The organism is Flavobacteriales bacterium (genome assembly GCA_016124845.1).
Taxonomy (GTDB): domain Bacteria; phylum Bacteroidota; class Bacteroidia; order UBA10329; family UBA10329; genus UBA10329.
Map to the genome: position 1 here is coordinate 13933 of WGMW01000007.1, position 13902 is coordinate 27834.

The 13902-nt window shown below is 48.7% G+C and carries 8 protein-coding genes and 1 tRNA gene; 8 read left to right on the forward strand and 1 reads right to left on the reverse strand.

Annotation, left to right across the window (positions count from 1 at the left end):
- The first annotated feature begins 6 nt into the window (after window positions 1-6).
- The 8 genes from GC178_02835 (at window position 7) to GC178_02870 (ending at window position 11176) form a co-directional block, all read left to right on the forward strand.
- Window positions 7-558 carry a DUF1599 domain-containing protein gene (locus GC178_02835; GenBank protein MBI1286492.1) on the forward strand — a complete coding sequence of 184 codons (552 nt, stop codon included), beginning with the start codon at window positions 7-9 and terminating at the stop codon, window positions 556-558.
- 141 nt (window positions 559-699) lie between these two features.
- Window positions 700-1989, forward strand: coding sequence for a DoxX family membrane protein (locus tag GC178_02840; protein ID MBI1286493.1), 1290 nt, complete (start codon window positions 700-702; stop codon window positions 1987-1989).
- Window positions 1990-2100: 111 nt separating this feature from the next.
- Window positions 2101-3066: an ABC transporter permease subunit gene (locus tag GC178_02845; protein MBI1286494.1), complete on the forward strand. Its 966-nt coding sequence runs from the start codon at window positions 2101-2103 to the stop codon at window positions 3064-3066.
- A 101-nt stretch (window positions 3067-3167) separates the two neighbouring features.
- Window positions 3168-3914: a triose-phosphate isomerase gene (locus tag GC178_02850; protein MBI1286495.1), complete on the forward strand. Its 747-nt coding sequence runs from the start codon at window positions 3168-3170 to the stop codon at window positions 3912-3914.
- A 1-nt stretch (window position 3915) separates the two neighbouring features.
- On the forward strand, window positions 3916-4749 hold the full coding sequence (locus GC178_02855; protein MBI1286496.1) for a 50S ribosomal protein L11 methyltransferase: 834 nt from the start codon (window positions 3916-3918) through the stop codon (window positions 4747-4749).
- A 1-nt stretch (window position 4750) separates the two neighbouring features.
- Entirely contained in the window at window positions 4751-9169 is a 4419-nt protein-coding gene (locus tag GC178_02860; protein ID MBI1286497.1) for a hypothetical protein, read from the forward strand.
- A gap of 33 nt (window positions 9170-9202) precedes the next feature.
- Window positions 9203-9276: transfer RNA gene (locus GC178_02865), tRNA-Arg, on the forward strand.
- Window positions 9277-9799: 523 nt separating this feature from the next.
- A complete protein-coding gene (locus tag GC178_02870) occupies window positions 9800-11176 on the forward strand; it encodes a tryptophanase (protein ID MBI1286498.1) in 1377 nt (458 codons plus the stop codon).
- On the opposite strand, the gene GC178_02875 is transcribed toward GC178_02870, so the two are convergent.
- Entirely contained in the window at window positions 11173-13752 is a 2580-nt protein-coding gene (locus tag GC178_02875; protein ID MBI1286499.1) for an adenosylcobalamin-dependent ribonucleoside-diphosphate reductase, read from the reverse strand. The two genes, GC178_02870 and GC178_02875, sit on opposite strands and share 4 nt — an antisense overlap.
- Window positions 13753-13902: the final 150 nt, after the last annotated feature.

Sequence of the window (13902 nt, forward strand, 5' to 3'; positions counted from 1 at the left end):
GAACCGATGTCTAATACCAACGCACAATACGATAAGGCGCTTGCCGAATGCCGCGAGATCTTCGTGGGCAAGATGAAGGATTACGGTGCTTCGTGGCGCATTTTCCGCCCGAGTTCCATTACCGATCAGCTGTTCATCAAGGCCAATCGCATCCGCAGTCTGGAAGAGAAGGGCGTAAGCAAAGTAGGCGAGGGCATCTATCCCGAATACATCGGTCTGGTCAACTATTCCATCATGGAATTGATCCAATTGGAGCACGGTCATGCAGATGAGCCAGACCTCAACCTTGACCGCGCCACCAAGTGGTACGATGAGTATGCGGCCGAGGCCAAGGCGTTGATGGAACGCAAGAATCACGACTATGGCGAGGCGTGGCGAGATATGCGCGTGAAGTCGCTGACAGATCTAATTCTTGTTAAAATTCTTCGCATCAAAGAGATGGAAGACAATCAGGGACAGAGCGAACTTTCCGAAGGAATTGACGCCAATCTGTACGATATGATCAATTACGCGCTTTTTGCGTTGATAAAGCTGAGCGAAACAGTCGATGGTCAATAGTCCACAGGCTGTAGCTTAAATACCAATTTATCATCTGTGGACTGTTGTCCGTTGACTGTCGACTTGCTGCAACATTCATCAGTTGACATTGCCAGTTAAAGTCTAAGTCTAAATTTGCTTGGAAAAATTGACCCACCATTTATGAAACTCATAACAGACATAGCGCGGTATTTCGTTGGGGTGCTTTTCATTTTCTCTGGAATTGTAAAAGCCAACGACCCGCTCGGTTTCAGCTACAAGCTGGAAGAGTATTTCGAGGAGTTCGCCAAGCTGGGCGAGTATGTTGGATTCTTGGAGCCGTTCTTCCATTTCTGTCACGAATACGCGCTGCCGCAGGCCATTTTCATTGTCATATTGGAAGTGGTTCTGGGCGTTGCCATTCTGGTTCGGTTCCGCACGCGATTGGTAGCTTGGTTGCTATTGTTGCTCATCACGTTCTTCACCATTCTCACGTTCTCATCCGCCTATTTCGGCATTGTGAAAACCTGCGGATGTTTCGGTGATGCCATTCCGCTTACCGCTTGGGAAAGCTTCTACAAGGATGTGATCCTATCGGTTCTCATCATCATCATTTTCGTTCGGCAGAAACAGATCAGTATTTCTGAAACAGGCGTGAACGATTTTGTGCTTGCAGCTATCGGTTCGTTGGTCATGCTTAAACTCTCGTACGATCTCGAGTGGTTCTTCCCGTTCTGGTTCGTAACCATCACGTTTACGGTGTTTTTCTTGGTGCGATTGGTGGATCATATCAAAGCACCGATGATCACAACCGGCCTGGCCACGCTTGCCATGAGTTTCTTCACGTTCTACACCTATAGTTATCTGCCGGTGAAGGATTTCCGTGCCTACGCCTCAGGAAAGAGCATCACAGAGCAGATGCAGGGCATTCCTGACAAATTGAAATACTATTATAAGCTGCGCGATAAGGAAACGGGGCAGGAGAAGGAGTTCGAGAAATTCCCAGAGAATTATCAGGAGCGGTACGAATACGTGGATTCTCGCACGGAAGTGCTGGAGAAAGGAATTGAACCGAAGATCATGGATTTCTCCATTATGACTGCCGAAGGAGAAGACCTGACGGAAGATTTCCTCGAAAGCGAGCACTTCACATTCCTGCTGATCTCGAACGACCTGACCAAAGCAGTTGAGCAGCCGCAGAAGCGCATTAACGAACTTGCCCATGCCTTGCAGGAGCGTGGTTATCGATTCGTTGGATTGACAGCCAGTACGCCTGAAACGGCTGTTGAATTTGCGCAGCGCAACGGCAACCCGTTCAATTATCTGTTCTGCGATCAGATCGTGCTGAAGACCATCATCCGTTCCAATCCGGGATTGATGCTGATCAAAGACGGCAAGATCTACGGAAAGTGGCACTACAATGATCTGCCCGAACTGCAGGTGTTGGAGTTGGAATACCTGAATCAGCCTTAATTGGTGGGGTTCGCAACACGGAAATTCCTGTACAGCCTTTCGGTGCTGTTCGGTATCGTTACCGTGGTTTTTCTACTTTTTGCGGCCTTGCCGGGCGACCCCGCCAGATTGATGCTCGGTCAGCGTGCCGATCAATCGGAGGTGGAGATGATTCGCAAAGACCTCGGTTTGGATCTTCCGCTTTTCACGCAGTATCTGGTCTATCTCAACGACCTTTCGCCTGTGGCGTTTTACAACACGAAAAATGCTGAAAGCCCGTACTTCTACGAACCCACCGAGCACTCATCCAGCAAAACCATTTGGTCGGGAGATGAATCGGTGGCGGTGCTGAAACCACCTTATCTGAGACGTTCCTATCAATCGCAGCAGACCGTTGCGGCCATTGTGGCCGAGGCATTGCCGGGAACGGCCGTTCTTGCGGTCACCGCCATTACAATTGCAACCATTCTGGGCATTCTTTTCGGAATCATCGGGGCACTCTACAAAAACCGCTGGCCAGATAAGTTGCTGATGGTCTTTTCCATTTTTGGGATGAGTCTGCCATCGTTCGTGGCGGCCATTCTTATCATGTGGGTCTTTGCCTATTTGCTGGGCAACATCACGGGGTTGGAAGTTACGGGAAGTCTGTACGAGATAGATGAGTTTGAAGGCAAGAAACTCGTCCTCAAAAACCTGATTCTTCCTGCAATCACGCTTGGTGTCAGACCGCTGGCGGTTTTCATGCAACTCACACGCAATTCCATGCTCGAAGTGCTGTCTATGGATTATGTGAGGACGGCCACGGCCAAAGGGTTGGCGTTCAAAACCGTTGTGTTGAAACACGCGTTGCGGAATGCGCTCAATCCCGTCATCACCGCCATTTCAGGATGGCTGGCATCGTTGCTTGCAGGAGCAGTTTTTGTAGAAATTGTCTTCGGTTGGAAGGGTCTCGGTCGCATCATGCTCAACGCCCTCAACACGTACGATCTGCCTGTTGTCATAGGCTGCATCATTTTCGTTGCGGTCATCTTCGTGGTCATCAACATGCTCGTTGACATCCTCTATGGTATATTTGACCCGCGAGTGAGTATTACATGAATTGGCCACAGAAACACAGATTTACACAGAGATAAAGGAGTTTTCTGTGAATGAATCTGTGCTTTCTGTGTTTCTGTGGCAATAAAATGTTGTTTTAGCTTATGCGAAAAAAGATTGTTGCTGGAAACTGGAAGATGAACCTCACCAAAAACGAGGGATTGCTGCTGGTGGAAGGCGTTGTAAATGGGGTGAACGATTCGGACGCAAAAGTCGTTTTGGGTGTGCCTTTTCCCTTTATTTCTGATGCCGTTTCTGGGGTTGATGGAAGTGCCATTTCTGTGGCGGCACAGAATTGTCATCAAGAGGAAAAAGGAGCGTTTACAGGCGAGGTTTCTGTAGAAATGTTGAAGTCGTTCGGAGCGGAATATTGTATTGTGGGCCATTCGGAAAGACGGCAGTATTTCGGTGAAACGGACGAACTCATCAACCAGAAAATTCAGCGTTTACTTGCAAGTGGAATTATTCCGATCTATTGCTGTGGCGAATCTCTGGAAGAACGCGAATCCGAAAAGCATTTCGATGTTGTAGGAGATCAGATTCAATCTGCGCTTCAAGGATTCCAGAAGGATGAATTGAAGAAGATCGTCATCGCTTATGAACCCGTTTGGGCAATTGGAACAGGCGTTACCGCCACGCCCGAACAGGCGCAGGAAATGCACAAATTCATTCGAGAGAAATTGGCGCAAGTGCTGGTGGATGAGGCCGAAGAGGTTTCCATCCTTTACGGTGGAAGCGTGAAGCCGAACAATGCCAAGGAACTTTTCTCGCAAAAGGACATTGACGGTGGCCTGATTGGAGGGGCTTCACTCAATGCCACCGACTTTTTAGAAATCATTCATTCCTTCTGATATGGCACACGTGGTGCTTTCAATCGTGGTCAGTCCTGCTGAGCCGGGGCGCGACATTGTAATTTCCGAACTCAGCGACATTGGTTTTGAGGGATTTCTTGAAACGGATGAAGGCGTGGATGCTTACATCGAAGAAGCAGAACTCGATCTGGATGCAGTGGAGGAGGTTCTTTCCCGCATTCGCGAAGCAGAATTTGAGGTTTCCTTTTCCGCTTCGGTTGCTGAAGAGAAGAATTGGAACGAGGAATGGGAGAAGAATTTCGATCCGGTTGAGATCAAAGATCTGTGTCGCATCCGTGCGCCTTTCCATGAACCGAGATCGGGTTTCAAACTCGAAATTGTTATCATGCCGAAGATGAGTTTCGGAACGGGGCATCACGCCACCACATCGTTGATGACCGAATACCTGATGACAACCAAAGTAGAAGGTCCACTTTTGGATATGGGTTCGGGAACGGCCGTATTGGCTATCATCGCGCGCAAACTTGGCGTGAAGGACATCACCGCTATCGATATTGACGATTGGGCATTTGAGAACGCACCTGAAAACTGCGAGCTGAATGACATCAGCGACATCACTATTCTGCAAGGCGATGCAAGCCTCTTGGGCGAGAAGAAATTCAACACCATTCTGGCCAACATCAACCGAAACGTATTGCTGGAAGACATCCCGAAATACGCGAATGTGCTGAACGCGAACGGCCAGCTTTTTGTGAGCGGCTTTTATTCAGAAGACCTTAACATGATCCGTGATGTGGCTCAAAAAGCAGGTCTTATATTTAACGGAAATCTTGAAAAGAACAATTGGGTCTCAGCCCGATTCATCAAACAATAACATGAAGAAAATTCTCTTTCTGCTGAGCGTTTTTGTGCTCGTTTCAATCACAGCAACACAGGCGCAGCAGCTCAAATCCTTTACGCACGACAACGAAAAGTACATTCAGGAGTTGCAGGATTTCTTTGCGCAGGGCGACCCGAAAGCGGCCAAGAAACTGATCGAGGAAACGTTTCTGCCCGTTTGGAACAGCGGTCATTACAGCCCGCAGCAAAAGGAACGCATCTACAAGATGTCGGACCTGATGCTGGAAAAGCGCAAGAAAGCGGTGGATTTTGAGAACTACCTCTACGCGTTGATGAGCTTCGCGCATAGTATGAAACCGGCTTCAGACTTCGAAGCCTTTCACGATGGGTTGGAAAAGACGATCACGCAGCTATCGCGAAAGCAGTTTACCGAGTATTTGGAGGTGTGTAAAGGTCTGTTCACGGAATACATCCTTTTTGAGTCGCCAGCGGTAAAGTGGGTGGCGCGCTACGATCCTTACAAGATCGAGTTCGATTCGTTGCCGAAGATCGTGTTCGGGAAACTGGATCTGAAAGCATATTCAAAACGTGACAGTTCGGTGATCTATGGAACCGAAGGCGTGTACTATCCAACGCTCACCAGATGGGTTGGAAAAGGTGGGAAGATCGATTGGAGCCGCGCTGGTTTCGACCCGAATAAGACCTACGCAGAGATCGGGAACTATGAGATAAACACCACCAAATCGCAGTATTCCATCGATTCGGTCACGTTCCATCATCCCGATTATCTGGAACGTCCGCACTTGGGAATTCTTACCGAGAAAATTCTGGCAGATGTGGATCCTGATGATGCTTCATACCCGCGCTTCGATTCGTACGATAAGAGCATCCGCATCGAAAACATGTACAAGGACATTGACTACTCGGGCGGTTTTTCGCAGCACGGAATCAAATTCATCGGTTCGGGAAATTCGGAGCAGGATGCCACGCTCATTTTCAAAAAGATGAATCATATCACCAAAAAGAACGAAGATTTTATTGAGGCGCGTGCCAAGTCGTTCGTTATCAAACCTGATAAAGTGGTTGCCGATAAAGTAGAGGTGGTGTTCTATTACGAGGGCGATTCGATCTATCATCCGGGTCTTCGCTTGGACTACAACGTGGAGAAGCATCAAGTGACCTTTGCCAAAGGCCGAGAAGGTTCGGGACTCAGCCCTTTTTATGACAGCTTCCATAAGGTGGACATGCACGTGGACCAGATCACCTGGGATATGAGTACCGATTGGATGGAATTGGAAAACACCACGGGCGGGGCGGCAAGTAGCGCCATGTTCGAGTCGGACACGTATTATGATGAATACCGCTACGATCGAATTGCAGGCACCTCCGATACTCATCCGCTGTGGAAGATCCACAATTACGCCCGCGAAATTGGCTTGCAGGAATTAACGGTCGAGCAGATCGCGCGATTGTTCAAGGCCGACATCAGCGAAACCAAGGTGTTTCTCATCAACTTGGCCAATGCAGGTTTTATGACCTACGATTACGACAAGGACCGAATTGTGCTGAAACCGCGATTGAGCCATTATGTGCTGTCGCGATCCAAGAAAACGGATTACGATATTCTCCAGTTCGAATCGACTATTGAGGGATTGCCGAACGCCAAGCTGAATCTCTTGAACTGGGACATGGATATGAATGGGGTAGGTCGCGTTTTTCTGTCCGATTCGCAACAGGTCATCGTTTTCCCTTACGAGCAGGAGTTGACATTGAAGAAGAACCGCGATTTTCTGTTTGATGGCAAGGTCATCGGAGGTCGATTGGATTTCTTCGGTAAGGATTTCTACTTCAGTTTCGATGATTTCAAGATCAATCTGAACAAGATCGACTCGCTGCGTCTCAAGGTTCCGGATGGACCGGAAGATGACCGTGGACGCCAGAAACTGCGACCCGTAAAAACCGTACTGCGTGATCTGACGGGAGAACTGCTGGTGGACAGGCCCGACAATAAATCGGGACTAAAGGATCACCCTCGCTATCCAGTGTTCAACAGTTTGGACGATTCGTTCGTGTATTACGATAAACGTTCCATTCAGGATGGCGTGTACAATAAGGAAGAGTTTTACATGCACCTGAAACCTTTCAGCATCGACAGTTTGGAGAATTTCACCAAAGAAGGATTGGAGTTTGGTGGAACATTTGTCTCTGCGGGCATTTTCCCCGATTTCGAGGAAACTCTGAAGCTACAGCCCGATTTTTCGCTTGGTTTCGTCCGTGAAACTCCCGCAGAAGGGTACGACATGTATGGCGGAAAAGGAAACTACAAGGCCACCATCAAACTGAGCCACGAAGGTTTGCGTGGAGATGGCGATCTGGAATATCTGACCTCCGTTTCCAGGTCAGATGACTTCCTGTTCTATCCGGATTCGGTCAATGGAATGGCGCAGGATTTCACCATCGCGAAGCAGAAAAGTCCAACGCCTTACCCGCCTGTTAAAGGTGTGGATGTGAAGGTGCATTGGATGCCGAAATTGGATCACTTCTACGCCTACAAAGTGGAAAATCCATTCGATATGTACGAAGGAGAGGTAACGCACCACGGAGGCTTGGATCTTTCACCGAAGGGATTGGACGGTTTCGGGGATCTTGATTTCGCAGACAGTTACATGAATTCCAAACAGTTCAACTTCGATTATCGGAAGTTCCATGCCGATACGGGCGCTTTCAAATTGAAGGGTGCATCGGCCACTTCGTATGCGTTCAAAACCAGCAACGTTCAAATGGATATTGATCTGGATGAACGCGTGGGTAAGTTCAAATCGAACACCGGTGGCGACTTCGTTGATTTCCCTGTAAACCAGTACATCTGCTACATTGATGAGTTCAAATGGAACATTGACAAGAAGAGCATCGATGTGGTTTCTGAAGGAGAAGGTTCGCGCTACGTTTCCACCAATCCCAAGCAGGATTCGCTCGAATGGCGTTCGCCTTTGACCAAATTCGACCTCGACAAGTTCATCATCTCAGCCAAGAAGGTCGATCACATTGATGTTGCTGACGCGATCATCTATCCTGATAGTGGCAACGTCACCATCCGCGAGCAGGCAGCCATGGATCCGTTGGAGAATTCGAAGATCGTGGCCAACCGAATTACCAAGTTCCACACGTTCTACGAAGTGAACGCCAACGTATTGGGCAAGTGGAAATATAATGCGAACGGTAAGTATGATTATGAGGACGTGACAGGCAGCAAGCAGTTGATCGAGTTTGCCAAGATCGGGGTTGATTCTGCCGGGCAGACCTTCGGTGAAGGTATGATCACCGAAGAAGCAGCATTCACACTAAGCCCGAATTTCGATTACAAAGGCAAGGCAAAACTGTTTGCAAGCAAGGAATTTCTGACTTATGAAGGAAGCACACGCATCAAACACGATTGTCCTGGAATTACACGCGATTGGCTGGCCTTTGATGCGGACATCGACCCGAATGACATTTACATTCCGATACCTGCCGACCCGAAGGATGCCAGCGGAAACCCGATGTCATCAGGCGTGGTCATCAGCAAAGATTCAACCACGGTCTATCCGACCTTCCTATCCAAAAAGCGGAAACCGAACGACATCGACATTGTGGCTGCCGAAGGCTATTTGCACTTCGATAACGAGAGCCAAGAATACCGCATCTCGAACAAGGAGAAACTGCAAGGTGCTGTTGTTGGTGGCAACTACGTGAGTTTGAGCAACGAGTGCATTGCCCGCGGACAGGGAAAACTGAACATGGGAATGGATTTCGGGCAGGTGGAGCTTACGCCATTGGGCCGTGTGGAGCATAACATGAACAACGATTCCACCAAGTTCAACCTGTTCCTCGGCATCGATTTCTTCTTCAATGACGAATGCCTACGTATCATGGCCGACCGGCTTTCCAACCATTTCCCACCGTTGGATCCCGTTTTCTACGGAACGGAGTATGAGAAGGCACTCATCGAAGTGGTCGGCAAGGAGGAATCCACCAAGCTCATTCAGGAGTTGAACCTCTATGGCTCGTTCAAGAAACTGCCGAAGGAGTTGGAGAAAACAGTATTCCTTTCAGACCTTGAGTTGGTATGGAATCCTTCAACCGGATCGTACCGTTACAAGGGATTCATCGGTATTCCCAGCATTGGCAAGTTCCAAGTGAACAAGATGGTGTACGGGATGATCGAACTGACCAAGAAGCGCAATGGCGATGAACTTTCGTTCTACTTCGAGCCAAGTGACGACAGTTGGTTCTTCTTCAACTACAAACGTGGCATGTTGGGCGCGGTATCATCACATGATGATTTCAATGCTCAGATACGTGACACCAAGGACGACAAGCGTACCAAGAAAGGGGAGAAGGGCAAGCCGAATTTGACCTACGTTCTTTCTACTGCGATTCAAAGAAGAAATTTTGTGCGTTCGTTTGAAGAATGATCTGCTTATATTTGCAGCCCCAAAAAACGGGATGGCTCTGTAGCTCAACTGGATAGAGCACCTCACTACGGATGAGGAGGTTTGGGGTTCGAATCCCTACAGGGTCACACCTAAAGTCGTTAAGTCCTTGATTTTCAATTGAAAATCAAGGACTTTTCTTTTAAGGGTAAACATAGGTAAAACAATTTGGCACCTTAGTTTTCTCACAACGCCATAATTGAACGGAATTATAAAGTTGATGGGTTCGATCTGAGATTCCTCACTGCGTTCGGAAAAGCAGCCAAACTTTGTTCTTGTTTTCCTGACGAAGGAAGGAACTCAACGCTTTTGTACCGTTTACTTTATAATTCCGTAATTGAACGTAGTCAACTGACGCACATTTAATGTGACATGTATCCAATTTAAGCACATAACCATGAGCGTAGTTTTCATTAATGCCCAACAAAGGGTTGCTGATCAGCCAGAAGTCTTCATTTTCTGATGCCGAAAATTAGCCGCATCTGGTTCAGTTTGACTACGCTTTGATTCGCAACTCAAAATCTGTCTATTTCGAATGGCTTTCTTTTTAACTGATTCAAGTCCTTTTTCTACCATTCAGCTTGTTGCAACTTCGTTTTTCATTGAACTGATATGCAACACAAGACGATCATAGAGCCTTTCCGCATAAAAAGTGTGGAACCGATACAGCTTTCAACAGAAAAGGAACGCGTGGCCAATTTGCAGGAAGCCCATTACAATGCTTTTCTGCTGATGTCCGATCAGGTCATTATCGACCTGTTGACCGACAGTGGCACATCGGCCATGAGTTCCTCGCAGTGGGCAGGCATTATGGAAGGAGATGAGGCCTATGCCGGTTCGCATTCGTGGTTGCACTTGGAACGGGTTATCAATGATCTGACAGGGTTTGAATTCATTCTTCCGACCCACCAGGGACGAGCGGCCGAACGGATCATTTACAGTCATTTGGGCGGAAAGGGAAAAACCTTCATCAGCAACACGCACTTCGATACCACGCGCGCAAACATCGAGTTTTCCGGTGCCGAAGCCATTGATATTCCCGTGCCCGAATCGAGCAACATGGCAAGTTATCATCCCTTTAAAGGGAATATGGATGTGGAGCGGTTGAGCAGCCTGATCAATGAAAAAGGGGCAGAGAACATCGGTGCGGTCATACTTACCGTGACCAACAACAGCAGTGGCGGACAGCCGGTAAGCATGGAGAATGCCCAACAGGTGGCCGATGTTTGCAAGCAGAACGGGGTCATGTTCCTGCTCGATTGTTGCCGAATTGCAGAGAACAGTTATTTCATTCAGCATCGCGAAGCAGGTTATGGGGATCAGACCTATCGGCAGATCGCCAAAGAAATGTTCGCCTTGGCTGATGGGGCCGTGATGAGCGCCAAAAAAGATGCGTTGGTCAACATGGGCGGTTTTCTGGCGCTTAAGGACAAACAGTTGGCCGATGCCTGCAAGAGTCTGCTCATCATTACCGAAGGATTTACAACCTACGGTGGCCTTTCTGGCCGCGATATGGAGGCCATGGCCATTGGGCTGGAAGAAGTGTTCGACCCACATTATTTACAGTACCGGATCAAAAGCACGGAATACCTCGGTTCGCGCTTGCGCGATATGGGCGTGCCGATCATTTGGCCAACGGGCGGCCATGCCGTTTATGTGGATGCCAAGCAATTGTACGCGCACATTCCTCCGCAGGAATATCCTGGCCAGAGCCTTGTTTGCGAACTGTACCGATTGGGCGGCATCCGTTCAGTAGAGATCGGTTCGGTGATGTTCGGAAAGTATGACGGATCTGGAAAGTTGATCCCTGCACCGATGGAGTTGGTGCGTCTGGCCATTCCCCGCAGGGTTTACACGCAAAGCCACATTGAGTATGTGATCGAAACCTTTGCCCAGATCATGAAGGAGCGTGAAACCACACGTGGCTATCGGATAACGGAGGAACCGAAATTCCTCCGTCATTTCACAGCTCATTTTGAGCCTATTTAACCACACTTACTGTGCCCGCAGCTCTTGCATTTGAGGCAGCCTTCTTCGTAGATCAGCCCTTCTGGGTCGTTGCATGACGGGCATTTGTGGTCTGTTTTGGTGCCATCCGGAATATAGCGCTTCAGTGTTCGTTCCACCCCGTTTTTCCATGTATTGATGTTCTCATCGAACAGGTTGAGCCGCGAAACCAGATTGACCACATACGGCAGCGGCATGCCGTGGCGCAGCACGCCCGAAATGAGCTTGGCATAGTTCCAGAACTCTTCGTTGAAACTGCGCGATAATCCTTCGATCGTCACACGGTAACCGTCCTTGTCCATGTACTGGAAATCGTAGCGCGCAGCACCTTTCCCATCCCGTTCTTTGATGATCCAGCCCGTGTTGACCCAAGTGGGCAGATGAAAAGCGTCTTCCGACCGACCTGTGAAGATCTCGTACGGACGGCCGTTCAGCAGTCCGATCACCGCGATCCATTTTTCCTTTTCGTTCTGGAAACGGACCACTTCGGCCTCCAGTTTTTTCGGTCTGCGGGGTGGGCGTGTTTCGATGATCGCATCTGTAGTTTCTTCCTGTTTCTCTTCGTTGGAAACAAGCACACCAGAACGCGAACCATCGCGATAGACCGTGATGCCCTTCACACCTTTTTCCCATGCTTTCAGGTAGATCTCGCCAACCTTTTCCTGGCTCACATCTTCTGGCAGATTGATTGTAGAGCTGATGGAATGCGTAACATATTTCTGCACCATGGCCTGCAATTGCACACGTTGCAGCCAATCAATTTCAGGTGCGGTTGAACCCTTGTAAGGACTTTTTGCCTCATCGGTCTCACCGGTCACTTCCATCCACTTTTTGAGTTTGGGATGATAAACCGTGAACTCCTCCCAACGGTCGCCCAATTCATCCACGAAGGAAACCTTCACATCGGGTGTGCTTTCCATCACTTTACGTCTGCGTTTGTAACTGGTAAGAAAAACAGGTTCGATGCCAGACGAGGTCTGCGCCAACATGCTCAGTGTTCCTGTCGGAGCCACGGTGCTGATGGAAATATTGCGCCTGCCGTGCTGCATCATCCGTTCATAGATGTTCGGGAAATCGGTTTTCAGCATCTGCACGAATTCCGAAGTGTTCTCAATTTTCGGGTCGAACGCCTCGAATTTTCCGCGTTCAATGGCCATATCGATGGAGCAGTTGAACTCCGCATCGCACTTGGTGCGCATCATCTTTTCCATTTCGGCCATGGCCTCATCCGTATCGAATTTCAGCCCCAGCGCAGCTACCGCATCGGCCAATGCCGTGAAACCGAGTCCTGTTCTACGGCCCGATCTTCCTGCATTGTAAAGCAGTTCCCACGTTTCAATTTCCACCTGTTTGATGTTGTCGGGTTCGGGGTCGCTTTTCACTTTTTTCAGAATGCGCTCAATGGCCTCCAGTTCCAGGTCCACGAGGTTGTCCATCAGTCGTTGGGACTCGTACGTGGTCTTCCAGAATTTTTTGTGATTGAAAGAGGCATTTTCCATGAACGGATCATTGACAAACGAGTAGAGATTGAGCGCGATCAAGCGGCAACTGTCACCGCCCTGCATGGCAATTTCCGAACACGGGTTGGTGCTCACATTCTTAAATCCCGGATAGACCGATGACGTGGAATAGTAATGCTGCCTGTCCCAGAAGATCAGCCCTGGTTCTGCCGTGTTGTGGGCGCATTGAATAATGGTGTTCCACAATTCTCGGGCGTTCACTTTTTTAGTGATCTTCGGTTTTTTGGCATCGATCGGCCAGCGGTGCGTAAACGATTTATTGTCGCGCACGGCTTTCATGAACTCATCCGAAATGCGCACCGAAATATTGGCGCCCGTAACCTTGGTCAGATCCTGTTTAATGGTGACAAAATCCTCCACATCCGGATGGGCAATGTCCATGGTGAGCATCAGCGCACCGCGTCTTCCGTTCTGCGAAACTTCACGCGTGGTATTGGAAAAACGCTCCATGAACGAAACTGCTCCCGAAGTGCTTCCTGCCGCATTGTTTACACGAAGTCCTGCCGGACGGATGGTTGACATGTCCACCCCCACGCCACAGCGCCTTTTGAAAAGCTGCACCAGTTGCTGGTCGGTGTACATGATGCCGCCATAACTGTCGTACACCTCAGGAATGACCACACAATTGCTCAGCGAGGCCAACATGTACGGATTTCCCAATGCGGCCATTACGCTGCCCTGCGGAATCACGTAGTTGAAATCGCGGAAAAGGTTGTAGATCTCATCTTCGGTCATCGGGTGGCGCTGCTGACCGTACTCCGAGAGCAATGCGGTTTTGGTGCCAAGTTCGGTAGGAGGCGCATAATTGGCTTCGATGCGCGCAAACTGCTTGGCCATGCGTTTGTGCATATCGTCAGGTGATGTTTCGACCAATTTTCCATCAGCATCACGCATGGCGTATTTGTTGATCCATGTGGTGGCCGCCAGTTGGTCGCCATCAAAGTAATCCAAGCACTTTTTCAGGACTTCTTTATACAGAAATGTTGGGGTTGTGTTGTCTTCTTTTCTTGCTGTTTTAGATGTGTCTTTTGCGGCCATGGATTCCTCTTTTTTAATTGTCTTGGATGAAAGTATCATCCAAAAAACCACATCCAACAGGTACTAATGTTTAGAACTAAAAAATCAAATGTTAACAAGTGTAACTTGTTGATGATCAGTTGTGAATAATGATTATCATGACGTAAATCA